Annotated in this window: 24 protein-coding genes and 2 tRNA genes; 10 read left to right on the top strand and 16 right to left on the bottom strand. The window is 67.1% G+C overall.

What is annotated here, in order from left to right; genetic code table 11:
* Nucleotides 1-6: 6 nt before the first annotated feature.
* The gene (locus ACT17R_RS08680) at nt 7-1,968 is read right to left on the bottom strand and encodes an alkyl/aryl-sulfatase (protein ID WP_186401415.1); all 1,962 of its coding nucleotides are present in this window, start codon (nt 1,966-1,968) and stop codon (nt 7-9) included.
* Nucleotides 1,969-2,069: 101 nt separating this feature from the next.
* Here ACT17R_RS08680 and ACT17R_RS08675 point away from each other — a divergent pair, with 101 nt between their 5' ends.
* Complete coding sequence (locus ACT17R_RS08675) at nt 2,070-2,552, top strand: flavodoxin family protein (protein ID WP_186401416.1); 483 nt, start codon at nt 2,070-2,072, stop codon at nt 2,550-2,552.
* A 26-nt stretch (nt 2,553-2,578) separates the two neighbouring features.
* Here the strand turns inward: ACT17R_RS08675 and ACT17R_RS08670 are convergent, their stop codons facing one another.
* On the bottom strand, nt 2,579-3,214 hold the full coding sequence (locus ACT17R_RS08670) for a glutathione S-transferase family protein (RefSeq protein ID WP_444809270.1): 636 nt from the start codon (nt 3,212-3,214) through the stop codon (nt 2,579-2,581).
* 99 nt (nt 3,215-3,313) lie between these two features.
* Between ACT17R_RS08670 and ACT17R_RS08665 the strand changes: the two genes are divergently transcribed.
* Nucleotides 3,314-4,075, top strand: a complete 762-nt coding sequence (locus tag ACT17R_RS08665; RefSeq protein ID WP_186401418.1) for a competence/damage-inducible protein A — start codon at nt 3,314-3,316, stop codon at nt 4,073-4,075.
* Here the strand turns inward: ACT17R_RS08665 and ACT17R_RS08660 are convergent.
* From ACT17R_RS08660 to ACT17R_RS08645, 4 genes are all read right to left on the bottom strand, one after another.
* Nucleotides 4,048-5,301 carry an MFS transporter gene (locus tag ACT17R_RS08660; protein WP_254535742.1) on the bottom strand — a complete coding sequence of 418 codons (1,254 nt, stop codon included), beginning with the start codon at nt 5,299-5,301 and terminating at the stop codon, nt 4,048-4,050. The genes ACT17R_RS08665 and ACT17R_RS08660 overlap by 28 nt on opposite strands.
* Nucleotides 5,302-5,358: 57 nt before the next feature.
* A tRNA-Gly gene (locus ACT17R_RS08655) sits at nt 5,359-5,432 on the bottom strand.
* Nucleotides 5,433-5,573: 141 nt separating this feature from the next.
* The gene (locus tag ACT17R_RS08650) at nt 5,574-6,137 is read right to left on the bottom strand and encodes a peroxiredoxin (RefSeq protein ID WP_217372920.1); all 564 of its coding nucleotides are present in this window, start codon (nt 6,135-6,137) and stop codon (nt 5,574-5,576) included.
* A 102-nt stretch (nt 6,138-6,239) separates the two neighbouring features.
* A tRNA-Arg gene (locus ACT17R_RS08645) sits at nt 6,240-6,316 on the bottom strand.
* A gap of 118 nt (nt 6,317-6,434) precedes the next feature.
* Here ACT17R_RS08645 and ACT17R_RS08640 point away from each other — a divergent pair.
* Nucleotides 6,435-7,499: a YeiH family protein gene (locus ACT17R_RS08640; protein WP_186401427.1), complete on the top strand. Its 1,065-nt coding sequence runs from the start codon at nt 6,435-6,437 to the stop codon at nt 7,497-7,499.
* Between the two features lie 31 nt (nt 7,500-7,530).
* Here the strand turns inward: ACT17R_RS08640 and ACT17R_RS08635 are convergent, their stop codons facing one another.
* Nucleotides 7,531-8,331, bottom strand: a complete 801-nt coding sequence (locus ACT17R_RS08635) for a zinc-ribbon domain-containing protein (protein ID WP_444809269.1) — start codon at nt 8,329-8,331, stop codon at nt 7,531-7,533.
* 205 nt (nt 8,332-8,536) lie between these two features.
* Here ACT17R_RS08635 and ftsE point away from each other — a divergent pair, with 205 nt between their 5' ends.
* Genes ftsE through ACT17R_RS08615 form a run of 4 tightly spaced genes read left to right on the top strand, consistent with a single transcriptional unit; the run spans nt 8,537 to nt 11,438 of the window.
* The gene (gene ftsE / locus ACT17R_RS08630; RefSeq protein WP_058810882.1) at nt 8,537-9,265 is read left to right on the top strand and encodes a cell division ATP-binding protein FtsE; all 729 of its coding nucleotides are present in this window, start codon (nt 8,537-8,539) and stop codon (nt 9,263-9,265) included.
* Nucleotides 9,266-9,277: 12 nt separating this feature from the next.
* Nucleotides 9,278-10,183 (top strand): cell division protein FtsX, encoded by a 906-nt coding sequence (locus tag ACT17R_RS08625; RefSeq protein ID WP_217372918.1) that lies wholly within the window; start codon nt 9,278-9,280, stop codon nt 10,181-10,183.
* On the top strand, nt 10,180-10,710 hold the full coding sequence (locus tag ACT17R_RS08620) for a YdcF family protein (RefSeq protein WP_003042416.1): 531 nt from the start codon (nt 10,180-10,182) through the stop codon (nt 10,708-10,710). Before ACT17R_RS08625 ends, ACT17R_RS08620 begins: the two co-directional genes overlap by 4 nt.
* Complete coding sequence (locus ACT17R_RS08615) at nt 10,707-11,438, top strand: lysophospholipid acyltransferase family protein (RefSeq protein WP_217372917.1); 732 nt, start codon at nt 10,707-10,709, stop codon at nt 11,436-11,438. The genes ACT17R_RS08620 and ACT17R_RS08615 overlap by 4 nt, the downstream gene beginning before the upstream one ends.
* Nucleotides 11,439-11,478: 40 nt before the next feature.
* On the opposite strand, the gene ACT17R_RS08610 is transcribed toward ACT17R_RS08615, so the two are convergent.
* Both ACT17R_RS08610 and hisC read right to left on the bottom strand, forming a co-directional pair.
* Entirely contained in the window at nt 11,479-12,387 is a 909-nt protein-coding gene (locus tag ACT17R_RS08610) for a prephenate/arogenate dehydrogenase family protein (protein ID WP_062901340.1), read from the bottom strand.
* Between the two features lie 5 nt (nt 12,388-12,392).
* On the bottom strand, nt 12,393-13,511 hold the full coding sequence (gene hisC, locus ACT17R_RS08605) for a histidinol-phosphate transaminase (RefSeq protein ID WP_217372916.1): 1,119 nt from the start codon (nt 13,509-13,511) through the stop codon (nt 12,393-12,395).
* 79 nt (nt 13,512-13,590) lie between these two features.
* Here hisC and metX point away from each other — a divergent pair, with 79 nt between their 5' ends.
* Both metX and metW read left to right on the top strand, forming a co-directional pair.
* Nucleotides 13,591-14,712, top strand: coding sequence for a homoserine O-acetyltransferase MetX (gene metX, locus ACT17R_RS08600; RefSeq protein WP_062901342.1), 1,122 nt, complete (start codon nt 13,591-13,593; stop codon nt 14,710-14,712).
* Between the two features lie 2 nt (nt 14,713-14,714).
* Nucleotides 14,715-15,302 (top strand): methionine biosynthesis protein MetW, encoded by a 588-nt coding sequence (gene metW, locus ACT17R_RS08595; protein WP_186401432.1) that lies wholly within the window; start codon nt 14,715-14,717, stop codon nt 15,300-15,302.
* Nucleotides 15,303-15,341: 39 nt separating this feature from the next.
* Here the strand turns inward: metW and ACT17R_RS08590 are convergent, their stop codons facing one another.
* Nucleotides 15,342-15,854 (bottom strand): DUF1993 family protein, encoded by a 513-nt coding sequence (locus ACT17R_RS08590; protein ID WP_186401433.1) that lies wholly within the window; start codon nt 15,852-15,854, stop codon nt 15,342-15,344.
* A gap of 110 nt (nt 15,855-15,964) precedes the next feature.
* The gene (locus tag ACT17R_RS08585) at nt 15,965-16,630 is read right to left on the bottom strand and encodes a TetR/AcrR family transcriptional regulator (protein WP_062901345.1); all 666 of its coding nucleotides are present in this window, start codon (nt 16,628-16,630) and stop codon (nt 15,965-15,967) included.
* Nucleotides 16,631-16,836: 206 nt separating this feature from the next.
* On the opposite strand from ACT17R_RS08585, the gene ACT17R_RS08580 reads away from it, so the two are divergent.
* Nucleotides 16,837-19,179, top strand: coding sequence for a TonB-dependent receptor (locus ACT17R_RS08580; protein WP_217372915.1), 2,343 nt, complete (start codon nt 16,837-16,839; stop codon nt 19,177-19,179).
* Between the two features lie 87 nt (nt 19,180-19,266).
* Here ACT17R_RS08580 and ACT17R_RS08575 read toward each other — a convergent pair whose 3' ends face one another.
* Genes ACT17R_RS08575 through hemC form a run of 5 tightly spaced genes read right to left on the bottom strand, consistent with a single transcriptional unit; the run spans nt 19,267 to nt 24,223 of the window.
* Nucleotides 19,267-20,385 carry a CaiB/BaiF CoA transferase family protein gene (locus ACT17R_RS08575; protein WP_444809268.1) on the bottom strand — a complete coding sequence of 373 codons (1,119 nt, stop codon included), beginning with the start codon at nt 20,383-20,385 and terminating at the stop codon, nt 19,267-19,269.
* A gap of 19 nt (nt 20,386-20,404) precedes the next feature.
* The gene (locus ACT17R_RS08570; protein WP_444809267.1) at nt 20,405-21,607 is read right to left on the bottom strand and encodes an acyl-CoA dehydrogenase; all 1,203 of its coding nucleotides are present in this window, start codon (nt 21,605-21,607) and stop codon (nt 20,405-20,407) included.
* Between the two features lie 45 nt (nt 21,608-21,652).
* On the bottom strand, nt 21,653-22,564 hold the full coding sequence (locus ACT17R_RS08565) for a mitofilin family membrane protein (protein ID WP_062901349.1): 912 nt from the start codon (nt 22,562-22,564) through the stop codon (nt 21,653-21,655).
* Between the two features lies 1 nt (nt 22,565).
* A complete protein-coding gene (locus ACT17R_RS08560) occupies nt 22,566-23,273 on the bottom strand; it encodes a uroporphyrinogen-III synthase (RefSeq protein ID WP_217372913.1) in 708 nt (235 codons plus the stop codon).
* On the bottom strand, nt 23,270-24,223 hold the full coding sequence (hemC, locus tag ACT17R_RS08555; protein ID WP_062901351.1) for a hydroxymethylbilane synthase: 954 nt from the start codon (nt 24,221-24,223) through the stop codon (nt 23,270-23,272). The genes ACT17R_RS08560 and hemC overlap by 4 nt, the downstream gene beginning before the upstream one ends.
* Nucleotides 24,224-24,290 lie beyond the last annotated feature (67 nt).

The following is a 24,290-nucleotide window of genomic DNA, read 5'->3' as shown; positions in this document are numbered from 1 at the left end:
CGCCCCCTATGGCACAACAATATTGAAGCGCGGGTCGGCGGGCGGGTGCATCGCGAACCACGACAGAAAGGCCATGCGGTCGCCCTCGATGCGGATCGCGCCCGATTGCATGAGCGCCGGAAACTGCGCCTGGCCGAGCATCACATCGTCGAGCGTGCTGCGATCGAGCGTGATCGTCGCGGTCGGCGCGGCGTCGGTGACGCCATAGCGCGGGAATTCGACCCCGCCCTCGACGACGACCGCGACGCTTTCCTTGCTGTCGGGCATCACGAACTGGAACACGCCCTTCTGCGCCGCGCCCTTCACCGCGTCGAAGCGGGTAGCAAGCGAATCGAAGAAGACCGCGGTCGGGATCGCGCTGATGAACGACCGGCTCTGGCCGTTGCTGGTGCCGCCAGCGACCGCATTGCCGCGCAGCGTTGCGGCGGCGGCGAGATAATAGTTGCGCCACGCCCCCGATTCGGCCTGATAACCGAGCTGGTCATAGGCCGAGGCGAGCGCCGCGCGCGCCGCCTGATTGTCGGGCGCCGCGAAGACGAGCTTGTTCAGCATTTCGGCCGCCCAGCGATAATCACCCTTGGCGATGGCGTCCTTGCCCGCTGCGAGCAGCTTGTCGGGGCCGCCCGCAAGCGCGACATATTTGGGCGCGCTCTCTTCGGGCGGCAGCGGGTTGAAATTGGCCGGATTGCCGTCCCACCAGCCGAAATAGCGCTGATAGGTCGCCTTCATGTCGTGATTGAGGGTGCCATAATAGCCGCGCGTCGAAAAATCGCTTCCCTGCACCGCCGCTTCGGGGGTCTGGTCGGCAAGCTCATGCAGCGTCGCGCCCCGGTTGGCGAGAAACAAGGTACGATCGTGGACGTAGCGATAGGCGTCGCGCTGGTTCGTGAGCAGCGTGCGGACCTCGCCCGCGCCCCATGTCGGCCAATGGTGCGATCCCATCGCAACCTCGGCGCTGCCGCCCCATTTGAGCAGCATTGCGTCGATCACCTTCGACCAGCGCAGCGCGTCGCGGACCTGCGCGCCGCGCAGCGTCAGCACATTGTGCAGATTGTGGGTCACCACCTCGGTCGTGTGGAGCGCCTTGTAGGCGGGGATGTAAAAGACGAACTCGGCCGGCGCCTCGGTGCCGCCGGCGTCCATGAAGTCGAAGGCCAGGCCGTCGATGGTCAGCGTCGCGCCGCGCGCGGGCACGGTTTCGGTCGGCTCCATATAGCCGATCGTCCCAGACGAAAGCTTGGGGCCGAGCCCGGTATCGACCTGTCCCGTCGGCCCGGGCGCGAGGATCGCCCCGAACATATAGAGCGCGCGGCGCCCCATTGCCGGGCCGGCAAGGACATTTTCCGACGTCGCCTCTTCGGAAAAGCCGTGCGGTGCGATGATGCGGATCTTGTCCTTCTTCACCTGTTCGGGGGTCACGATGCCGCGGACGCCGCCGAAATGGTCGCTGTGGCTGTGGCTGAAGATGACGGCGCGGATCGGCAGCACGCCCGTCTTTGCCTCGACCGTGTCGGCGAACAGCTTCCACCCCGCCGCAGCGGTTTCCTCGGACAGCAGGGGATCGACCACGATCCACCCGGTCTTGCCACGAATGATCGTCATTACCGACAGGTCATAGCCGCGCAATTGCCAGATCTTGTCCGGCACAACCTCGAACAGCCCGTGCACCGCATTGAGCCGCGCCTGCCGCCACAGCGACGGGTTGACCGTGTCGGGGGCCTTGGCCCTGTTCAGAAAGTCATAGGGGCGGCGATCCCAGACGATCCGGCCATCCTTGCCCTTGATGACGCCGTCGGGAATCTCGGCGATCTTGCCGCGCAGCACATTCGCCTCGTCGCGCGGGTCGTCGAGCGGCAGGCGCTGCGCGAGTTCGGCCTGCGCGGCGCGGGTCGCCTCGCTGGCCGCATCCTGCGCGGCCGCGCCGCTCGCCCACAGCATGATCGGAATCAGACAGATCGCACGCTTCATCGCATCCTCCCCTTTTGGTCCTGCTTGCGCCTTGTGGCATGGCTTGGCAAGCGGCGGCCCGGCGGTGCGGGCTTCGCGCGATGCTAGAGGATCTTGCGGCGATGAAATGCAAATTGCTTATCATTTGGCACAGCCGCACCGGCGGCAGCGCCGCGATCGCCGAGGCGGCGGCGGCAGGTGCCGGCGACGCAGCGCGCCGCGTCGCGGCGGACGATGTGACGCCAGAGATGATTAGAGCGGCGGCGGGCTATCTGTTCGTCGGCCCCGAAAATCTCGCGGCGCTGTCGGGCGCGATGAAGGAGATGTTCGACCGCTGCTATTATCCCTGTCTCGGCCGGATCGAAGGGCGCCCCTATGCGACGATCATCTGCGCCGGCTCCGACGGCGAGAATGCCCAGCGCCAGCTCGATCGCATCGCGACCGGCTGGCGCCTGCGGCGTGTCGCCGACCCGGTCATCGTCAACACCGATGCCCAGACGCCCGAGGCGATCCTCGCCCCCAAGACGATTGCGGCGGACCGCCTCGCCGAAGCGCGCGATCTGGGCGCGGCGCTGGCGGAAGGGCTGACGGCAGGAATTTTCTAGGCCCACAACCCTGAGGCCGGATGCCGTCAGGCCGGGCTCGCCGCCTGCATCTCGGCGATCAGCCCGTTGTCGATGTCCTTGGCCCGCCGGTATCCCGCGCGCTCGCGCAGCGGCGCGACATAGGCTTCGAAGGCGGGGCGCGTCGGGATCGTCCCGAATTGCAGACCCCAGTCGAGCTGGCTGCCGACATAGACGTCGGCGGCGCTGAAGCGCCCCTCCGCAACGAAGGCCTTGCCCGCCACCGCCGTTTCGAGCGCGTCGAGCGCCTTTTCGAACGAGCCATATCCTACCATTCGCTGCTGCTCGGCGCTCGGCACCCAGCCCGCGTGGGTGTTGGTCACCGCGGTTTCGAGCGGCCCGGCGGCAAAGAACAGCCAGCGGTAGTAGTCGGCGCGCGCCTCCAGCGGCGGCGCGAGCCCCGCATCGGGAAAAGCATCGGCGAGATAGGCGCAGATCGCGGCGCATTCGGTGACGACCTTGCCCCGGTGGACGATCGCGGGCACCTTGCCCATCGGGTTAATCGCCAGATAGTCGGCGCCCTTCATGCTGTCGTCATAGCCCAGGATTTGCGTGTGATAGGGCGCGCCCACCTCTTCGAGCATCCAGCGGACGATCTGTCCGCGCGACATGGGGTTGGTATAGAAAATCAGATCGTCGGCCATGGTTGCTCTCCCTTGCTGCGAGTCGCAAAGAACATATCAGGAACATCGTCTGCGATCCAGAAGCCTTGTTTTGTCATGCGGGCGCGGTAAGGCAAGAGGATGAGCGACGAACGCATCTGGACCGCCGCCGTGCTGGTGATCGGCGACGAGATTCTCTCGGGCCGCACGCAGGACAAGAATGTCGCGCAAATCGCGACCTGGCTCGACGTGCAGGGGATTCGCCTGCGCGAAGTGCGCATCGTTCCCGACGTCGAGGACGAGATCGTCGCGGCGCTGAACGCGCTGCGCGCGCGTTACGACTATGTCTTCACCACCGGCGGCATCGGCCCGACCCACGACGACATCACCGTCGATGCGGTGGCGAGAGCGCTCGGCGTCGGGGTCATCGTCCACCCCGATGCGCGCGCGATTCTCGAACGCTATTACACGGCGCGCGGCGGCGAACTGAGCGAAGCGCGGCTGCGCATGGCGCGCACCCCGGAGGGCGCCGAGCTGATCCCCAACCGCATGTCGGGCGCGCCCGGCATCCGCATCGGCAATCTGTTCGTGATGGCGGGCGTGCCGCACATCACCGCGGGCATGCTCGATGCGCTGACCGGCGCGCTGGAAGGCGGGGCGCCGCTCGTCGCGCACACGATCGGCGCATGGGCGCCCGAAAGCGAGGTCGCCGACCTGCTTCGCGCGGGCGAAAAGGATTACCCCGGCGTCGCAATCGGCAGCTATCCCTTCTTTCGCGACGGCCGCGTCGGCGCCAATTTCGTCTTTCGCTCGACCGACGCGGAGCGGGTCGCCGCCTGCGTTGCCGCCGTGCGCACAGCGCTCGAGGCGGCGGGCTATGCGGTGACCGACGGCGGCATCTGATCGGCCGCGTCGGCGTCGCTCGTCCGCGTCGCGCGCGGCAGGCGGCGCAGCATCGCGATCGCGAACAGTCCGAACAGCGCCGCCACCAGAAAGGCGGCGCCGGGGAAATGCACCGGCGCGTTCGCGCCCGTGAACCAGGCCATGGTGCCAGTGAGCAGCAGGGGCGCGACGATCTGTCCCAGCCCCAGCGCCATCGCCGATATTCCCTGCACCTCGCCCTGTGCGCCGGCATCGGCGCGGCGCGACAAGATCGCGCTCAGCGATGGCTGCACCGGCGCCTGGAACATGATCGGCACGATCAACAGGAAGGCGCCCCAGGTCGTTGTGACGAACGCATAGCCGACGAACACCGCGACCGCGACGGCGATTCCGATCGTCGCCGCATCGCGTTCGCCGAAACGCGCGACCATCGGCCCGACGACGAAGCTTTGCCCGAGCGCGATGGCGACGCCGACCGCGGCAAGGCTCGCGCCGATCATCCCCGGCGTCCAGCCGAGCTGCGCGATGCAGTAAAAGCTCCACGTCATCGGATAGACGAGGCTGGCGATCTGCCACAGCAGCAGCACCGCCGCCGCGCCGCTCATGCCCGGAAGCGCGCGCATCGCGCGAAAGGCGCCAAGCGGATTGGCGCGGCGCCAGTCGAAGCCGCGCCGCTTGTCGGGGGCCAGCGTTTCCGGAAAGATGAAAGCGCCGTAGATCATGTTCGCCGCCGCGAGCAGCGCCGCCGCCACAAAGGGCGCGCGCGGCGACAACTCGCCCAGAAAGCCGCCGATCGCGGGGCCGACGACGAAGCCGACACCGAAGGCGGCGCCGACGAAACCGAAATTGCGCGCGCGCTCCTGCGGCCGCGTGACATCGGCGATCGCCGCCATCGCGGCGGCATAGCTACCCCCGAAAATCCCCGACAGCGCCCGCGCGACGAACAGCCAGGGCAGCGTGTCGACGATCGTCAGCAGTGCATAGTCGGCGGCGAGTCCGGCAAGCGACAGCAGCAGCACGCGCCGCCGTCCGAACCGGTCCGACAGATTGCCGAGCACCGGCGAAGCGAGGAAGGTCGCCACCGCCATGACGAGCCCGATCAACGCCCCCACCTCGATCGCATGCGGCAGGTCGATGCGCCCCACCTCCATCACGAGTTGCGGCAGCACCGGCATGATGATGCCGAACCCGATCGCATCGATGAAGATGGTCGCCACGATGAACGGAATGGTGCGCTTTGCCGTCACAAGAAAATCCTGAATGTCGGAAGCGGGAGGTCTGCGCCGGGCCTCTTACGGCAGGGCTGGAGCGGGTGAAGGGAATCGAACCCTCGTCGTAAGCTTGGGAAGCTTCTGCTCTACCATTGAGCTACACCCGCATTTCAACGACTTGGCCCCTGCCTGCCGCGCTGTTTTAAAGCGCGTTTTGCAGTTGCCCTCGCGATGCGGCGTCCGAGTGCCACGATGACCGCGCTGTCGTCAACATATCTCTTGCGGATCGCGCGGGCACGCGGCGGCGATCAGCGCTTCCGCGCCTTCCATGCCCGCACCGCCGCCATCGTCTTCTCGATATGCGCCTGCGGCTTGCTGTCGGTGTAGCTGAGCAGGATCGTCCCGTTCGGCGCGATCACATAGGATGTGCGTTCGGAGAGAAGCCGGTTGTCCGCCGTGCGCATCGTCGTGTCATATTTGGCGGCGACCTTCGCGCCCGGATCGGCCGCCACGGCAAATTTGTCGCGGCATTCCGACCGCGAAAATTCGGCGACGCGGTCGATATTGCCGGCGGTGACGCCGATGACGCGTGCGCCCAACTTTTTAAAATCGTTGGTCGATTCGGCAAAAAGATGCGCCTCGATCGTGCAGCCGGGCGTGAAAGCCGCGGGAAAGAAATAGAGGACGACCGGACCCTGCTTCAACGCCTGTTTCAGCGACAGGCTGAAAGGCTTCCCGCCCTGTGCCGCATCCAGCGTGAAATCGGGCGCCTTCACCCCGGGCTTGAGCGCCGCGAAGCCCTGCAGCGGCGCGGCGGCCAACAGCAGCCCGACACCCAGCGCGATTGCCGTCCTGCCCCGGAAATTCATCATCGCTCTCCCATTTGGCCGATGTCGCCAAGCATGACCAAAAAATGCGCCGGCGTCCAGCGCGCCGACGCGGACGCCCGTCGAGGTCATGGTCTTGGAGAAAACTGGCGCACCCGACAGGATTCGAACCTGTGACCTCTGCCTTCGGAGGGCAGCGCTCTATCCAGCTGAGCTACGGGTGCCGGTAGAGCGCGGCCTCTAGCAAGAGCTTCGCCTGCCAGCAATGGTCTATCGACCGCGCGGCGCGGATATGCGAAGCGGCGTCGGGGCCGCGATGCGGCGGCCGGTGCGGGGACGGTGATGGCGGATACGAACCAGGGCTGGCCGATGGCCGCCGATCTTTATGGCGAGCTGCAGCTTGAAACGACGCCGGCGGCCGCGCGGCGCTGGCACGATTATTTCCCCGGCGCCTTTGCGACCGCGATCGCGGCGCTCGCCGCTGCGTGGCTCGCCGATCATTATGGCGCCCCGCTTGTTCTGATGGGGCTGCTCATCGGCCTCGCGATGAGTTTTCTGTCGCAGGACAAGCGCACCCACGCCGGGCTCGACCTGATGTCGCAGACCGCGCTGCGGATCGGCATCGTCCTCGTCGGCGCCCGGATTACCGCCGAACAGCTCGTCGAACTGGGGCCGCTGCCCTTTGCGCTGCTCGTCGTCATCATGCTCGCGGTCATCCTGATCACCGTCGCGAGCGCGCGGCTGTTCCGGCAGGACAGCCACGCCGCGCTGCTCGCGGGCGGCGCGACCGCAATCTGCGGCGCGTCGGCGGCGCTCGCGCTCTATTCGCTGATCGGCGACAAGCGCGTCGACCAGGCGCGCTTCACGCTGACGCTGGTCGGCATCACGGTCGCGAGCGCGCTGGCCATGTCGCTCTACCCCATTCTCGCCGCCGAAATCGGCCTGACCGACACGCAGGCCGGCTTTCTGATCGGCGCGTCGATCCACGACGTCGCGCAGGCGATCGGCGGCGGCTTTTCCTTCTCGCCGCAGGCGGGCGAGGTCGCGACGATCGTCAAGCTGACGCGTGTCGCACTGCTCGCCCCGATGCTGATGCTCGTCGCCATGTGGCTCGGCCGCGCCGGCGACGCGCCCGCCGGAAAGCGCAAGATCCCGCTGCGCCTGCCGTGGTTCATCACCGGCTTTCTGCTGATCGCCGCGATCAATTCGATCGTTGCAATTCCGAAGCCGGTGCAGGGCGCGGCGGCGACCGCGGCGCAGGCGCTGCTATTGCTCGCAATCGTCGCGACGGCGATGAAGGCGCGGCTCGCGCTGCTGCTCGATCAGGGGTGGCGCAGCTTCGCGCCGATCATCGTCGCGACACTGACCAGCTTTCTGCTGTCGCTTGCCGCCGCCGTCAGCCTGTGACGCCGTGACGTCACGCCGGCGCAGCTGAGGTTCAGCCTTTCGGGAGTGCCCAGCTGACGGTCAATTGCGTGGCGCGGCGCGGAATATCGAGCTTCGCTTCGCTGAAATTGACCTTTTCGTTGGGCGGCAGCATCCGCACCGGCGGCTTGATCGTCCAGCTATAGACGATCGTCCCCTGCGCATCGCGTAGTTCGGCGAGGATCGGCGGCACGCGCTGTTCGCGATCGGTCGGGTTGATGATGACCCCGCTCGCCGCGAAATAGATGGTGCCGTCGGGAAGTTCGCGGTGATCCTGATTGGGCGGAAGCTCGATCACCAGATCGGGCTCGTCGGTCATCCCCGGAATACCCAGACCCTGCGCCCAGCCCGGCAGGCCGAACCAGTAGAGCGCCCCGGTCGCGCCGATCATCAGCAGCGCGGCGGCAGCGGCGATCATCGTCCAGCGCTTGGCGGGATTGCGCCGGGCGCGGCGGAAGGGCAGCGGCGGCTCGGCCTCGCTGGCCGGAATGACGCGCGGCTCGGCCTCGGGCACCGCAAAGGCCTGCGGCGGCGGCGGCGGCGCGGACTCCTCGACCACGGGCGGCGCGGCCGGTTCGCGATCGACTGCGGACGGTGCGGATACAGACGAGGGAGCGGAAGGCGCGGCCTCGGGCGCCGAAACCGGCTCCGGGGCGGGCGGCGCAGCGGGCACGGGCGCCGCCGCGGCCGCTGCAGCGGGTTCCTGGAACCAGCTATGGCGGCAACTGGCACAGCGCACCGTTCGGCCATTGGGTCCGATCGCTGTGTCGGGGACGACATAGCGCGTATGGCAGGACGGGCAGGACAGGATCATGGCGTCTCTCTAAACACGCTGATTCGCGGTGTTGCAAGCGCCGCGTGCGCCGGACGTGCCGGCAGGGCATGGCGGGCGCCGGTCGAAAAGCCGACGCTTGGCGCTTGTCCTCGCGAAACAGCCGTGCGACAGGCAGCGACATGAGCGGCGGGGCTCCCCTTTTCGACCGGCACCAAGGCGCGTCGCGGCGCGCGATGGTGGCGTCATGACGGCAACCGCCCCCGGCCGGCCCGGCGGCGCAATGGTCGAATTCGACGGCGTCGGCCTGCGCTACGGGCCCGATGCCGAGACATTGTCCGACATCAGTTTCAACCTTCAGCCCGGCAGCTTCTATTTCCTGACCGGCGCGTCGGGCGCGGGCAAGACCTCGCTGCTCAAGATGCTTTACCTCGCGCAGCGGCCGAGCCGCGGCATCGTGCGCCTGTTCGGTGAGGATCTGGGGACGATGCCGCGCCAGCGCCTGCCCGGCTTTCGCCGTCGCATCGGCGTCGTCTTCCAGGACTTCCGGCTAATCCCGCATTTGAGCGCGCGCGACAATATCGCGCTGCCGCTGCGCATCGCCGGGGTCAGCGAGGAGGATCTGTCGGGCCCGGTGGGCGAGATGCTGAGCTGGATCGGGCTGAGCGAACGCGCGCACGCCTTTCCACCGACGCTGTCGGGCGGCGAGCAACAGCGGGTGGCGATCGCGCGCGCGGTGATCGCCCGCCCGCAACTGCTCGTCGCCGACGAACCGACGGGTAACGTCGATCCCGAGATGGCGATGCGCCTGCTGGGCTTGTTCGAGGCGCTCAACCGCCTCGGCACCACGGTCGTCGTCGCGACCCACGACATCCATCTGATCAGCCGCATCGACAATGCCCAGATGATGCGGCTCGAAAAGGGGCGGCTGTCCGATCCCACTGGCGCGCTGCGCTATCCGCCGAACCGCGCCTAGGATGGAAGGCCGATGATCTTCGCGCGCGTTCCCGTCCAGCATCGCCGCCTGCTTCCCGATCGCCGCCTGTCGGGCCCGACACCGTGGGTCATCGCGATCCTGATGATGCTCACCCTGCTGGCCGCCGCGGGCGGCGTCGGCCTTGCGCGATCGGCGGATGCGATCGGCGAGGCAATTGCGGGGCGCGTCACGGTGCAGATCATTACCGCCAATCCCGTGCTGCGCGCAGAGCAGGCGGCGGCACTGCGCCGCGCGGCTGCTGCACAACCCTTCGTGCGATCGGCGCGCGCGGTCGATCCGGCCGAGCTGCAGGCGACGCTCGGCCAATGGTTCGGCACCGCCGACGGCGACGATCCGGTGCTGCGCTCGCTGCCGATGCCGGCGCTCGTCGATGTCGATTTCGTCGGCGAGGATCGGTCGGGTCATATGGGTCAGCTGCGCGCGCTCGTCGCCCGCGAGGCCCCCGGCGCGCGCGTCATCCCGCATGCGGATTGGCTCGGCCCCGTCGCGCGGCTGATCCGCTCACTCGCCTGGATCGCGGGCGGTCTCGTTATCCTGATGACGCTCGCCAGCGCCGCGGTGGTCATCATGACGGCACGTGCCGCGCTGGGCACCCATTATGCGACGATCGAGATGCTGCACCTGATCGGCGCCACCGACCAGCAGATCGCCCGCCTGTTTCAGCGCCGCATCACAATCGATACGGCTCATGGTGTCGCGCTCGGTACCGCGGTGGCCGCCGCCATCCTGCTGCTGATCGGCTGGCAATGGTCGCGCGTGACATCGGGACTTGCCGCGACCGCGTCGCTTGGCCCGATCGGCTGGGCGCTCTTGCTGGCGCTGCCGCTATTGGCTATCGCGCTCGCGGCACTGACGGCGCGGCAGACCCTGCTCGCCGCGCTCAAGAAGATATTATGATCAAACGGCTGATCTCTCTCCTGTTCCTGGCCTGGGTGCTGGGCTTCGCGTGGTTCGCGCTGCTCTTGCCGCTGCCCGCGGGCGACCAGACGACCGACGCGATCGTCGTGCTGACCGGCGGCCCCGGCCGGATCGACCGCGGGCTGGAACTGCTCGAGGCGGGACGCGCCAAGCGGCTCCTGATCAGCGGCGTCGCGCGCGAAGTGAAGCCGAAGGAACTCGCCGCCGAATATAAACGGCCGCAAAAGCTGTTCGATTGCTGTGTCGCGCTGGGTTTTGAGGCCGAGGATACACGCTCGAACGCGACCGAGGTCGCAAGCTGGGTTGCGCGGCGCAACTACAAGAGCATTCGGCTCGTCACCACCGACTGGCACATGCGCCGCGCCGAATATGAACTCGGCCGCGCGATGGACAAGAAGGTGACGATCCTTCCCGATGCGGTGCGCAGCCAGCCGAGCTTTTCGACGCTGTTTCGCGAATATCACAAATATCTGGCCGGTCTGGCGGGCGGCCTACTCGGGCTGTGAGCTATCCGATCGCCCTCGTGCGTTCGATCCTGTTTTGGATCGCCTTCGTCCTGATGAGCAGCATCTGCTCGATCGGCGCGATCGTCACGCTGCCGATCTCGCACCATGCGACGCGCGGGTTCGTGCGCGCTTGGGCGAAGTTCCACCGGCTGATCTGCCGCTTCATCCTGGGGCACCGCGTGATCGTTGAGGGCGAGATGCCCGACATCCCCGTCCTCTATGTCTTCAAGCATGAGGGCGCGTTCGAGACGATCGAACAGCCGATGCTGTTCAAATGGCCCGCGGTCTTCGCCAAGGAGGAATTATTCTCGATTCCCGTCTGGGGACAGGCGGCGCGCTTTTATGGGCTGATCCCGGTCGACCGCGACGGCGGCAGCAAGGCGATGCGCGCGATGCTGAACGCGGCCAAGGCGGCGCTGGCGATCGGTCGCCCGCTGGTGCTGTTCGCCGAAGGCACGCGCGTGCCGCACGGCAAGGCGCCCCCGCTGCGGTCGGGCTTTGCGGGCGTCTATCGCATGCTGGGCGTCCCCGTGATCCCGGTCGCCGTCAACAGCGGCATCGCCTATCCGCCGCACCGCTGGGTAAAATGGCCGGGAACCATCACCTATCGCATCGGCGACACCATCCCCGCCGGCCTTCCGCGCGAGGAAGCCGAAGAACGCGTCTGGCGCGCGATCAACGCGCTCAACCCGCCCGAAGCACTGCTGGAAAAGCCGGCCGAGCAATAGCAATAACGGTCGTCGTCCCCGCCCTCACAGGGGGCAACGGTCAGTGTTTGCGCCCGAAATCGGGGGCCGCATCATCCTGACCCTGCTCGATGATCGAACGGCGGATCGCCCGCGTCCGCGTGAACCAGTCTTCGAGCCGGTCGCCGTCGCCGCGGCGGATCGCCTGCTGGAGCGCCGTCAGATCCTCGTTGAAGCGCTGCAGCGTCGCGAGCACTGCATCGCGGTTAGCAAGGAACACGTCGCGCCACATCACCGGGTCGCTCGCCGCGATGCGCGTGAAATCGCGAAAACCGCCCGCCGAATATTTGATGACCTCGCTCTCGGTCACTTCCTCGAGCTCGCTGGCGGTGCCGACGATCGTATAAGCGATCAGGTGCGGCAGATGGCTTGTCACCGCCAGCACCATGTCGTGATGCGCCGCGTCCATCGTCTCGACCTTCGCGCCGAGCGCCTGCCACAGCCCCGTCACCGCGGCGACCGCATCGGCGGGCGCGTCCGGCGCCGGGGTGACGATGCACCAGCGTCGGTCGAACAGCGTCGCAAAGCCCGCGGCCGGGCCGCTGTTCTCGGTCCCCGCGACCGGGTGGGCGGGCACCACGACATGATCGGGCAGAGCGGCGCGCAGCGCGGCGCCGACCCCCGCCTTCGACGACCCGACGTCCGAAATGATCGCATGCGCAGACAGGCCCGGCGCGATCGCCGCGGCAGCGGCGGCCATGCGCCCGACGGGTACCGCCAGAATCACCAGATCGGCGCCCTCTACCGCCACCGCCGCATCGTCGCTCACCGCGTCGCAGAAGCCGAGTGCGCGCGCCTCGGCGCGGACATCGGGATCGGCATCATGGCCGGTCACCGCCACATCGGGAAGCTTCGCCTTGATCGCGCGCGCCACCGACGAGCCGATCAGGCCCAGCCCAACGATCGCCACCCGCCCGATCGCGTGCGCCATGCCAGTCAGCCTGCGGCGATCGCGGCGCGGATCGCCGCCGCGAGCCCGCGCGTCTCGTCTTCGGTGCCGATCGTCATGCGCAGCGCCTGCGGGATGCCCTGTCCGGGCAGCCAGCGGACGATATAGCCCGCCTCCATCAGCCGGTTGTAGACCGTCTCGGCACTGATCGCGCCTTCGAACAGCACGAGCAGGAAATTGGTCGCCGACGGGATGATACGCAGCCCGTGGTTACCCAGGCTTTCGATCTCGCCCGCCAGCCAGGCACGCCATTTCGCATTATGCACGCGGCTGCGCGCGACGAAATCATCATCGGCCAGCGCCGCGACCGCTGCCGCCTGTCCGGCGCGCGTGACATTGAAGGGCAGGCGGATACGGTGCAGCGCCGAGATCACTTCGGCGCTCGCATAGCCCCAGCCGATCCGCTCGGCCGCCAGTCCGTGGATCTTCGAAAAGGTACGCGTGACGAACACATTGGGCGCGCTTTTCGCCAGTTCGAGGCCGCCATCATCCTGATCGGCATCCAGATATTCGGCATAGGCCTGGTCGATCACGAACAGCACGTCGCCGGGCAGGCCGGCGTGGATGCGCGCAACCTCTTCCTTCGTTGCGAGCGTTCCGGTCGGATTGTTCGGATTGGCGAGATAGACGACGCGGGTCTTGTCGGTCACCGCGGCGAGCAGCGCATCGACATCGGTCGCATAGTCGCGGTCCTCGGCTTCCACCGGCACCGCGCCGACCCGCCGGGCCGCGATTTCATAGACTGCAAAGCCATAACGGACATACAGGATTTCGTCGCCTTCGCCGGCGTAGACGCCCGCCGCGAGGTGAAGCAGTTCGTCCGACCCGTTGCCGCAGATAACGCGCGCCGGATCGAGCCCGAACTTCGCCGCGATTGCCGCGCGCAGCACGTCGGCGCCCGGATCGGGATAGCGCGAGAGCGCGTCGGCGGCCGCCTGCGACGCCCGGAAGGCTTCGCGCGCCTTGTCGCCGGTGCCGAGCGGATTTTCGTTCGCCGAAAGCTTGATCAGCGGCCGGCCGTCGGCGCCCGCCGACTTGCCGGGCACATAGGGAGCGATGCCGCTGATCCACGGCTTGGGGGCGAGGGTTTTGCTGTCACCGGTCATGCGGCGCCGTTTAGCGGCTGTGCGCGCCGAGTCCAGTACGTTGACAGCCTTGGCGCACCGGCCTAGCGCCCCGGAAAGCATGGCGAGCCTCCTCCATCAGATCCGGCACCAGAGCGTGACGATCGACCGGCCCCTGCCGCTCGACAGCGGTCAGGCGTTGCCGTCGGTGACGATCGCCTATCAAAGCTATGGCACGCTCGATGCTGACCGGTCGAACGCGGTGCTCGTCTGCCACGCACTGACCGGCGACCAATATGTCGCGAGTGACCACCCGGCGACGGGCAAGCCGGGCTGGTGGGCGCGCATGGTCGGTCCCGGCAAGCCCGTCGATACCGACCGCTATTTCGTCCTCTGCGCCAACGTCCTCGGCAGCTGCATGGGGACGAGCGGTCCGGCGACGCCCGATGCGGCCACCGGCGCACCACTCGGCATGGCTTTTCCTGTCATCACTATCGCCGACATGGTGCGCGCGCAGGCTATGCTGCTCGACCATCTAGGGATTGCGCGGCTGCATGCCGTCATCGGCGGATCGATGGGCGGAATGCAGACGCTCGGCTGGGCTGCGGCCTATCCCGAACGGCTGGCGTCGGCGGTCGTTATCGCAAGCGCCGCGCGCCATTCGGCGCAGAATATCGCCTTTCACGAGGTGGGGCGGCAGGCGATCATGGCCGATCCCGACTGGCAGGACGGCCAATATTACGGCAGCGACCGCGCCCCGACCAAAGGGCTGTCGGTCGCGCGCATGGCGGCGCACATCACCTATTTGTCCGAAGCCGGGCTGACCGAAAAATTCGGCCGCCGGCTGCAGGCACGCGATGCCAAGAGCTTCGGCTTCGACGCCGATTTCCAGGTCGAATCCTATCTGCGCCATCAGGGGCTGGCCTTTACCGACCGCTTCGATGCCAATGCCTATCTCTACATCACGCGCGCGATGGACTATTTCGACCTTGCCGAACCGCATGACGGGCGCCTCGCAGGCGCATTTGCCAAGGCGCGCGACGTGCGCTTCACGCTCGTCAGCTTCGATACCGACTGGCTCTATCCGACCAGCGAATCGCGCCGCGTCGTCCAGGCGCTGCAAAGCGTCGGCGCGGCGGCAAGCTTCGTCGAACTGTCGGCACCGTTCGGCCACGACAGCTTCCTGCTCGACGTCCCGGCGCTCGACCGCCTCGTCGCCGGTGCGTTGCGGAACGGCGGCTGAGCATGGCGCTGCGTCCCGACCTTGCGATCATCGCCGGCGCGGTCCCCGCGGCCACCCGCGTCCTCGACGTCGGCTGCGGCGACGGCGAGCTGATCGCGGCGCTCCGCGACAAGGGCGTCGATGCCCGCGGACTCGAAATCGATGCCGCCAATGTCACCGCGGCGATCGCGCGCGGCCAATCGGTGGTCCAGGGCGACGCAAACCACGACCTTGCCGACTATCCCGACGATGCGTTCGACTATGCGATCCTGTCGCAGACACTGCAGACGACCGAGCGCCCCGACCGCGTCATTGCCGAGCTGCTGCGCATCGCCCCGCGCGCCTTCGTCAGCTTTCCCAATTTCGCGCATTGGCGCGTGCGGCTCGCGCTCTTGTGGAACGGGCGGATGCCGGTGACGCGCCTGCTGCCCGTCGCATGGTATGAAACGCCGAACATCCACCATGTCACCGTCGCCGATTTTCGCGACTTGGTGCGCGCGCGTGGGATCGGCGTCGAGGCGGCCTGGTATCTATCGGGCGACAAGCCGACCAGCGCCGCTGCCGCAACCTGGCGCGCTGAACATGCGATCTTCCTGATTTCGCGCGGCTGAGTCGCAAGGCGCGGCGTCAAGAAGTCCGGAACATTTGCTCTATTCCGCAGTCGATGCCTTGTGGCGCGCCATATGGGGTATGAAATCCATCTTTCCGATGAGCAAACCCGCATTGCGCAGCAAGGCATAGGCCATCGTGACATGAAAGTAGAAGTTCGGCAGGATCCAGTCGCGGATGTCTTCCTCCGCCGACATCAGGAAACGAACGCCATTGGGCAAGGTCAGATCGACGAGGGCACCGGCGTCAGCCCATTCGGCGGGGCCGGTTTGTTCGACCAGCGAGCGAATCGTAGAAATTCGCTGGCGCACCTCGGCGAGCGACTTGTAGGCCACCTCTTCGAGCGGTAGCGCCTGTCCGCCGACTTGATTGAGCGCCAACACCACCTGATTGAGCGCAACGCGGAACTGCAGTTCGAGCGGAAACATGTCATCAGTCAATTTGTCCGCGAGCACCTCATCCGTCATTCCGGCATCGATGGCTTTGCTGACGAGGTGATCGAGCGTGCCCAGCATATTGCCGAAGGTCATCCGGGCGGATTGCGCGTAAGTCATGACGATCCTTTATGGCGAACTGTGCCAGACGGTAGAACATCGGCGCGAGCCGTCAATCACAACGCTATGAAATATAACGTTTTCTGCGAAAATCGCCGTCGCCGTCCGCATCAATCCTTGTTCCTGAGCCCGTTCGCCAGCATGTCGTTGGCGATTCGGGCGACGTCGGCGATGTCGGCGCTTTCGTCCCACAGACCGTAGCGCATGCCCAGAAAGACGTTCATGCCGGCGATGGCCCAGGCATGGACCTCGCCCGCATCGGCGCGGATTTCGCCGCGCGCTGCGCCATTTTCCAGGCGCTGGCGCATGCGTTCGACCGTTGTTTCATAGTGGCGGCGATAGCTGGCATAATCGACGAATTCGGCCTCGTCGATGATGCGATAGATTTCCTTATGCTCGCGCACGAAGCGCAGGAAGGATTCAAGGCCGACGCGTTCGGCGGCGATTTCGTCGGGCGCCGCCTGCACCAGCGGGGTGACATGATCGCGGAGTTGCTCGCTCATATAGCGGACGAGCGCCTGGAAGATTTCCTCCTTCGAATCGAAATAGGTGTAGAAACTGCCCAGCGCGGTTCCGGCACGGCGCGTGATGCCGCTGATCGACGCGTCGTGAAACCCGCGCTCGCCGAATTCGATCGCCGCGGCGTCGAGCAGCTTGCGCAGCGTGCGCCGCCCGCGTTCGGTGCGCGGCGCCTTGTCGGGATTGCCCGGCGCCGCCGCATCGACGGGGCCTGCGCCCCCTTCGCCCGGCGGTGCCGATGATCGCGGCTGATCCATCTTGTGCCTTCCCTCTCCGCCCCGAATGTCCGGCGGCCCCCTTGCGTGGCCTTTTTGCATCACCGGAGGGCAAAATATAGCCTTCACAACTTCCAAGTTGAAACTTGGTTCATGTTTCATTATTGGGTGCGGCGCGGCTTGGCAAGGACCGGCCCAAAAAAACGCAAAGGGTGACGAGGGGTCACCCGTCACATGGGAGACACATCATGCGTTCCTTCGCTCGCCCGCTGCGTCGTGCCGTTCTAGCCTCGACCGCGCTCTCGATGATCGCTTTCACCCCTGCTGCCTTCGCTCAGGACGAAGGCGCCAGCTCCGCCGACGACAGCGCCGAGATCATCGTCACCGCCCGCCGGCGCGACGAACGGCTGATCGACGTTCCCGTCGCGGTCACCGCCATTTCGGGCGAAGCGCTTGAAACCCGCGGCGCGATCGACATCACCGATGTCGCGAACATGACGCCGAACACCACGCTCGAGAATTCGCGTGGGACCAATTCGACGCTCACCGCCTTCATCCGCGGCGTCGGTCAGCAGGATCCGGTCCCCGGCTTCGAAGCGGGTATCGGCATCTACCTTGACGACGTCTATCTCAACCGCCCGCAGGCGGCGGTGCTCGACATCTACGACGTCGAGCGGATCGAGGTGCTGCGCGGCCCGCAGGGCACGCTCTACGGTCGCAACACCATCGGCGGCGCGGTCAAATATGTGACGCGCGCGCTCAACCCCGATTCGCCCGAGCTGCGCATCCGCGGCACCTATGGCAGCTATAATCAGGCCGATCTGGTCGTCACCGCCAGCGTGCCGATCAACGACATGCTGCGCGTCGGCGGTTCGGTTGCGCGCCTGTCGCGCGGCGGTTTCGGCGACAATCTCAACATTCCCGGCCTCGAAAACTACAACAAGGATGTGTGGGCCGGCCGCGGCACGCTGGAATTCGGCGGCAATGGCGCGCCGGTGCTTATCCGCATCTCGGGCGACTATACCCACGACAAATCATCGCCGCGCAACGGCCATCGCCTGATCCCGGGCCTCTTCTCAGGCGCGCCGGTGCTCGACAATGTCTACGACACCCGCGCCGGGCTCAACGATCCGAAGCAGGACGTCCGGGCCTATGGCCTGGCGATGAATGTCACGGCAAATCTCACCGACACGCTGACGCTGCGTTCGATCAGTGCGTGGCGCAAGGACCGCAGCTTCACCCCGATCGACTTCGACTCGCTGCCGTCGGTCGACGTCGACGTGCCTGCGGTCTACCGCAACGAGCAAATCAGCCAGGAATTCCAGCTGCTCTATGAAGGCGACAAGCTGAAAGGTCTCCTGGGCTTCTATTACCTCGATGCGCAGGCCGCGACGTCGTTCGACGTGTTGCTCGGCCTGACGGGCGCCGCGCTGCCGCCAGCGTTCGGCGGGCCGCTGCCCGGCCTCAACGGCTATACGGCGGGCGACGTGCGGACCAAGACCTGGTCGGTGTTCGGCGATTTCACCTATGACTTCACCGATCAGCTCAGCCTGTCGGTCGGCGGTCGCTACACGAGCGACAATCGCAACGCCTTTGTCTACAAGGCGAACCGCATCACCGGCCTGTCGCCGGAGTTCGGCGGCACGCTGACCCCGATCGCCATCGCGGTGGCGACCAATTTCCGCGGCGAGCGCACCTTCAAGGAATTCACCCCGCGCGCCTCACTGAGCTTCAAGCCCAATGCGGACAATATGATCTATGCCTCCTATTCGAAGGGCTTCAAGGGCGGTGGTTTCGATCCGCGCGGTTCGGGCACCTCGGCACCGATCAGCAATCCGTCGGCGGGCCGCACCTATGACGATATCTACAACTTCCTCGCCTTCGACCCCGAAAAGGTCGACAGCTATGAAATCGGCTACAAGGGATCGCTGCTCGATCGCCGCCTGACGCTGAGCCTCGCCGGTTTCTACATGGACTATAAGGATGTGCAGATTCCGGGGTCGGTCGGCTGCCTCGTCGGCGGGGTGCAGAGCTTCTGCGGCATCACCACCAACGCCGCCAAGGCGCGCCTCCAGGGGGTCGAGGCCGAAACCAATGCAGTGCTCGCGCGCGATTTTGCCGGCGCCGGTTCGGCCATCCGCTTCAACGGATCGCTCGGCTATATCGACGCCAAGTACAAGCGCTTCATCGGCCCCACCGGCACCGATGTCTCGAATATCCGGACCTTCCAGAACACGCCGAAATGGACGGTGTCGGGCACGCTCGCCGCGGGCATTCCGGCGATGGGCGGCAATATCGACGCATCGACGACGCTGTCCTATCGCAGCCTGACGCACCAGTTCGAAGTGCCGATCCCCGCGCTCGACCAGCCGGGCTACACGCTGTGGGATGCCAGCCTCGTCTGGACCGCCGACAGCGGCAATTATTCGATCGGCCTCCACGGCAAAAATCTGGCCGACAAGCGCTATATCACGTCGGGCTACAATTATCAGAATGCGGCGGGCGCCTCGACGCTCGGCCTCGAAGGCATTTTGACCGCCTTCTACGGCAACCCGCGTCAGGTCTTCGTCACCGGCACGGTCAAATTCTGACCTGCCGACGAACAGCCAAAAAAAACGGAAAGGGGCGCCCGCTGCGGCGCCCCTTTTTTTTGGGTCGCTGCGTCGCGGCTCGGCGGATCAGGGCAGCGGCGGCGCGCCGGTGGCGGCAACCATGCGTTCGCCATCGATCACGATCGGACTCGCCACGCCGTCGATAACGGCGCCGTCGGGCCGGATGCGCATGCCGCGCGCAATGACCTGCGGATCGGCGAACACCGCCGCCAGATCGTTGATCGGCCCCGCCGGAACGCCCTCGGCTTCGAGCGCGAGCGACAGCGGCTGCGCGTCCCAGGTCGCGATCCTTGCGGCGAGCAGCGGAATGAGCGCGGCGCGATTGGCGAGCCGCGCCGCATTGGTCACGAAGCGGGGATCTTCTGCCCATTCGGGCGCGCCCAAAATCGCGCACAGCTTGCGATACTGGCTGTCATTGCCCACCGCGATGACGAGCTGGCCGTCAGCGGTCGCAAACAGCTGATAGGGCACGACATTGACATGCGCATTGCCCATCCGCTTGGGCGCGACGCCGCTCGCCAGATAATTGGCGGCCTGATTGGCGAGCACCGCGACCTGGCTGTCGAGCAGCGCCATATCGACATGCGCGCCAGCCCCGGTGGCGTCACGACGCCGCAGCGCCGCCAATATGCCGACGGTCGCATACATGCCGGTGAAGATGTCGGCATAGGCGATCCCCGCCTTTTGCGGCGGCCCGTCGGGTTCACCGGTCAGCGACATGAAGCCGCTCATCGCCTGGACGATGAAATCATAACCGGCGCGGTGCGCATAAGGGCCTGTCTGGCCGAAGCCGGTGATCGAACAGACGATCAGACGCGGGAAATCGGCGCGCAGCGTCGCAGGGTCGAGCCCATATTTGACGAGTCCGCCAACCTTGTAATTTTCGATGACGACATCGGCTTCGGCGATCAGTGCGCGCACCGCCGCCTGCCCCTCGGCGGTCGCGATGTCGACAGCGACGCTGCGCTTGCCGCGATTGCAGCTGTGATAATAAGCGGCGCCCAGATTTTCGTCCGCCGCGCCGGTGACGAAGGGCGGCCCCCATTGGCGCGTATCGTCGCCAGCGCCGGGGCGCTCGACCTTCACCACCTCGGCGCCAAGGTCAGCGAGCAGCTGCCCGCTCCACGGCCCCGCGAGGACGCGCGCCACTTCGACGACGCGCAGTCCCGCGAGGGGCTTAGCCACCGGCGCTGGCGACGATGCCTCAGGCAAAGGCGCTGATGCCGGTGATCGCGCGGCCGAGGATCAGCGCATGGACGTCATGCGTGCCTTCATAGGTGTTGACGGTTTCCAGATTCACCGCGTGGCGGATCACATGATAGTCGGCCGAGATGCCGTTGCCGCCGTGCATGTCGCGCGCCACCCGTGCGATATCGAGCGCCTTGCCGCAATTGTTGCGCTTGAGGAAGCTGATCATGTCGGGCGCGAGATGCCCTTCGTCGATCAGCCGTCCGACGCGCAGCGCCGCCTGGGTGCCGAGCGCGATTTCGGTGAGCATATTGGCAAGCTTGAGCTGGACGATCTGGTTCGCCGCCAGCGGGCGCCCAAACTGCTTGCGCTCGAGCGTATAATTGCGCGCCGCCTCATAGCAGAATTCGGCCGCGCCCATCGCGCCCCAGCCGATGCCGTACCGCGCGCGGTTGAGGCAGCCGAACGGCCCCTTCAGCCCCGAGACATGCGGCAGCAGCGCGTCTTCGCCGACTTCGACCCCATCCATCACGATCTCGCCGGTGATCGACGCGCGCAAGCTGACCTTGCCCTCGATCTTCGGTGCCGAGAGGCCCTTCATGCCCTTTTCGAGGATGAAGCCGCGGATCGCGCCGTCGTGCGCGTCGGACTTCGCCCAGACGACGAAGACGTCGGCGATCGGCGAATTGGTGATCCACATCTTCGCGCCCTTGATCCGGTATCCGCCTGCGATCTTTTCGGCGCGCGTGCGCATCCCGGCGGGGTCGCTGCCTGCGTCGGGTTCAGTCAGGCCGAAGCAACCGACAAGCTCGCCCGAGGCGAGGCCGGGCAGGAAGCGCATCTTCTGCCCTTCGCTGCCATAGGCATTGATCGGGTGCATCACGAGCGAGCTTTGCACCGAACAGGCCGAACGATAGCCCGAATCGACGCGCTCGACTTCGCGCGCAATCAGGCCGTAGCTCACATAATTGAGCCCCGCGCCGCCATATTTGGGGTCGATCGTCGCGCCGAGCAGGCCGAGCGCACCCATTTCCGACATGATCTCGCGGTCGAAGCGCTCGTCGAGAAAGGCCGAAGTGACGCGGGGCAACAGCTCGCCGGTCGCATAGGCGCGCGCCGCATCGCGGACCATCCGCTCCTCTTCCGAAAGCTGCGCGTCGAGCGCGAGAGGATCGAACGGGTCGAGCGCTTCGATGCGCTGCGGATCGGCGAGGGCCATGGGTCAGCTTTCTTCAAAAGCGCGGACCCGTCGATACAGGCCCGCTCAGGAGGTCGGATCGCCCGGCTTGCGGGCCATCGCGGCGGTCGGTCCGTCGCGCGGCTCCAATATCGCCGCGGTCTCGATCAGGTCAAGCGCGCGCCGCGCCTCATGATAGCGCCGCGCCGCGATCAACCAGTCCTTCGCTTCGGCGGCGCCGGGCATCGCCTGCACCTCCTCGATCGCCTTGTCGACCTGCCCGCCCGCCAGATAGCGGCGCGCGCGGTCGAGCCGTTCGGATGCACGCGGCGACTGGGTGCCCGCCGGACGGACGACGAACATTTCGCTGACCTCGCGGCGCAGGCCGGTCCAGAAGCTGCCGCCGCCGTCGCTGCGGCCGACGAGTTCGGGCGCCAGCGCGTCGAGTTCGGCGCGCAACTGCTCCAGCGTCACCGGATCGCGCGACGTGTCGATGATCGTCTTGACCGCATTGGGCTGGTCGTCGCCGAAGCGCAGGCGCAGCTGCGCCTCGAGATAGCCGAGCGGCAGCCCGCGATCGAGCGCGCGGCGCACCGCGAAGGCGACCAGCAGCCCTTCGGCGCGTGAGGCATTGCCCGACGCCGACGCTGCTTCGAGATTGAGGCGCGACAGCCGCTGTTCCAGCTCGGCCACGCGCGCCGACAGCGCGTTCGCGCCATCGACAGGCGCGACGACCAGCGCTGGCTGCCCGCTCTGCCCCGCATCGGGTGCCGCTCCAGCGGACGCCGCACCCGGCGCGGTGCCGGTCGCGGGGACATCGGCGACCTTGGCTACCGGCGGCACATCCTTGCCGGTCAGTAGTCGGCTCATCGCCCAGCCGCCGCCGACGATCCCGACCACGAGCAGCGCGAGCGCCGCAACTATCAACGTCCGGAACGATAGCCCCCTGCTGCGGACGCCATCGTCCATACGCACGGGTTTGTCGTTTTCGATTGCCATATTATTCTTTCGCACGACCCTGTCTGGGGCTCTTGTGGCACAAAGCGCGGGCCTGTGCCACCATCGCCGCATCGTCGGGCCGGTCGGCAAGCGCGATCGCCTTCCAATCCCCCCCGGCCCTTGCTGCCACAGCGGGGCTTATCGCGACAAGCGTCAAATGCCCGCGCTGGCCCTCGGTCAGCGCTGCGATCCGGTCCGCACCGCGCCCCGAATGGGCGAGCAGCACCGCCGGCGCAGCGATCAGCGCCGCCCAGTCGGCGGGCGGCTCGACGGGATCGACCGCATAGCAGGGCAGCGGGGTCAACGCGGCATCGCGCGCCGCCAGCGCGCTATGATCGCGGCCGCAAAGCCACAGGATATGGCGATAATTTCTGGACGTCATGCCATCAAGAAGCTGTTGGCCGTCGCGCGTACCGACCTCCACGACGCGCAGGCCCGCCGCTTCCGCGGCTGCAGCGCTCGCGCCGCCCACGGCATGAACGGGGAGTGCGGCAAGCGCCTGCAAACCGGGTCCGGCCAGCCGCACCGTCTGCGCGCTCGTGACAAGCAATGCGTCGAAACCCGCGGGATCGGGCAGGGTCCAGTCGATCGCGCGCGCGGCGAACAGCGGCATGCTGCGCACATCGAGCCCCAGCGCCCGCGCCCGCGCCACCGTCGCCGCGCCGCCGGGGTCGGCGCGCGTCACGAGCAGCGGCAGCGATTCGGTCATGCCGCGAACAGGCGCCGCACCGATTCGGGCGCCTCGACCAGCAGACGCCGCGCTAGCGCTTCGGCCGCGGCCGGATCGGGCACCAGCGTCTCGCCGATCGCATGGTCCGCGCCATCTTCGGAATAGATTTCGGCGTCGAGGCGCAGCGTCCCGTCGGCCAGCCAGCGCGCATAGGCCGCGACCGGCGACCGACAATCGCCGCCGAGCGCCGCCAGAAACGCCCGTTCGGCCGCAACCGCGCGGTGGGTGGGTTCGTGATCGGCCGCGCGCAGCAGCGCCCGCGTGGCCGCATCGTCGGCGCGGCATTCGATACCGATCGCGCCCTGCGACGCGGCGGGCAGGAGTATCTCCGCCGGCTGCACCGTTCCGACCGCATGCATGCCAAGGCGTTCGAGTCCCGCCGCGGCGAGCAGGGTCGCATCGACCTCCCCCGCCGCCAGCTTGCCAAGCCGCGTCGCGACATTGCCGCGTAGCAGCGTCGTTTGGAGGTCAGGACGCAGGCGGCGGACCTGCGCGGCGCGGCGCGGGCTGCTCGTACCGAGCCGCGCGCCGTGCGGCAGGTCGGCGATCGCTGCCGCCGCGATCCCGTCGCGAACCACCAGCCGGTCGCGCGGATCGGCGCGCTCGAGCATGGCGCCGAGCGCGAAGCGCGGATCGCGCAGCGTCTCGACATCCTTCAGACTGTGCACGGCGATGTCGATCCGCCCGCCGTCGAGCGCCGCGTCGAGCTCGCGCGTCCACAGCGCCTTGCCGCCTACCTCGGCGAGCGCGCGGTCCTGGATCTTGTCGCCGGTAGCGGTCATCGGCACGATCTCGATCGCCTCGGGCGCGATGCCATAGGCGGCGATCAGCGCCGCGGCGGCCATATTGGCCTGCGCCATCGCCAACGGCGAGGCTCGCGTGCCGAGGCGGAGCGGGCGGTCGGGCGTGGGAAGCGGAATCGAAGCCATGCGCGCCTGCTAGGGCTTCGGCGCGCGAAAGAAAAGGTGGCGAACGGTCTCGCAGGGACTCGGCAGG

It is taken from the genome of Sphingopyxis sp. Q841, assembly GCF_052384365.1.
In the GTDB taxonomy this organism is placed as follows: Bacteria; Pseudomonadota; Alphaproteobacteria; order Sphingomonadales; family Sphingomonadaceae; genus Sphingopyxis; species Sphingopyxis terrae_A.
Note: the sequence above shows the minus strand (reverse complement) of the source record. Positions and strands in the feature narration are given on the sequence as shown.

Excerpts from the sequence above, each read along its gene's own strand:
- metX (WP_062901342.1), top strand. The coding sequence starts at position 13,591 with ATGGCGAGCCTCCTCCATCAGATCCGGCACCAGAGCGTGACGATCGAC.
- hemC (WP_062901351.1), bottom strand. The coding sequence starts at position 24,223 with ATGGCTTCGATTCCGCTTCCCACGCCCGACCGCCCGCTCCGCCTCGGC.
- ACT17R_RS08585 (WP_062901345.1), bottom strand. The coding sequence starts at position 16,630 with ATGGATCAGCCGCGATCATCGGCACCGCCGGGCGAAGGGGGCGCAGGC.
- metW (WP_186401432.1), top strand. The coding sequence starts at position 14,715 with ATGGCGCTGCGTCCCGACCTTGCGATCATCGCCGGCGCGGTCCCCGCG.
- ACT17R_RS08670 (WP_444809270.1), bottom strand. The coding sequence starts at position 3,214 with ATGGCCGACGATCTGATTTTCTATACCAACCCCATGTCGCGCGGACAG.
- ACT17R_RS08640 (WP_186401427.1), top strand. The coding sequence starts at position 6,435 with ATGGCGGATACGAACCAGGGCTGGCCGATGGCCGCCGATCTTTATGGC.
- ACT17R_RS08565 (WP_062901349.1), bottom strand. The coding sequence starts at position 22,564 with ATGGCAATCGAAAACGACAAACCCGTGCGTATGGACGATGGCGTCCGC.
- ACT17R_RS08560 (WP_217372913.1), bottom strand. The coding sequence starts at position 23,273 with ATGACCGAATCGCTGCCGCTGCTCGTGACGCGCGCCGACCCCGGCGGC.
- ACT17R_RS08635 (WP_444809269.1), bottom strand. The coding sequence starts at position 8,331 with ATGATCCTGTCCTGCCCGTCCTGCCATACGCGCTATGTCGTCCCCGAC.
- ACT17R_RS08650 (WP_217372920.1), bottom strand. The coding sequence starts at position 6,137 with ATGATGAATTTCCGGGGCAGGACGGCAATCGCGCTGGGTGTCGGGCTG.
- ACT17R_RS08620 (WP_003042416.1), top strand. The coding sequence starts at position 10,180 with ATGATCAAACGGCTGATCTCTCTCCTGTTCCTGGCCTGGGTGCTGGGC.
- ACT17R_RS08625 (WP_217372918.1), top strand. The coding sequence starts at position 9,278 with ATGATCTTCGCGCGCGTTCCCGTCCAGCATCGCCGCCTGCTTCCCGAT.
- ACT17R_RS08590 (WP_186401433.1), bottom strand. The coding sequence starts at position 15,854 with ATGACTTACGCGCAATCCGCCCGGATGACCTTCGGCAATATGCTGGGC.
- ACT17R_RS08610 (WP_062901340.1), bottom strand. The coding sequence starts at position 12,387 with ATGGCGCACGCGATCGGGCGGGTGGCGATCGTTGGGCTGGGCCTGATC.
- ACT17R_RS08580 (WP_217372915.1), top strand. The coding sequence starts at position 16,837 with ATGCGTTCCTTCGCTCGCCCGCTGCGTCGTGCCGTTCTAGCCTCGACC.
- hisC (WP_217372916.1), bottom strand. The coding sequence starts at position 13,511 with ATGACCGGTGACAGCAAAACCCTCGCCCCCAAGCCGTGGATCAGCGGC.
- ftsE (WP_058810882.1), top strand. The coding sequence starts at position 8,537 with ATGACGGCAACCGCCCCCGGCCGGCCCGGCGGCGCAATGGTCGAATTC.
- ACT17R_RS08570 (WP_444809267.1), bottom strand. The coding sequence starts at position 21,607 with ATGGCCCTCGCCGATCCGCAGCGCATCGAAGCGCTCGACCCGTTCGAT.
- ACT17R_RS08665 (WP_186401418.1), top strand. The coding sequence starts at position 3,314 with ATGAGCGACGAACGCATCTGGACCGCCGCCGTGCTGGTGATCGGCGAC.
- ACT17R_RS08680 (WP_186401415.1), bottom strand. The coding sequence starts at position 1,968 with ATGAAGCGTGCGATCTGTCTGATTCCGATCATGCTGTGGGCGAGCGGC.
- ACT17R_RS08675 (WP_186401416.1), top strand. The coding sequence starts at position 2,070 with ATGAAATGCAAATTGCTTATCATTTGGCACAGCCGCACCGGCGGCAGC.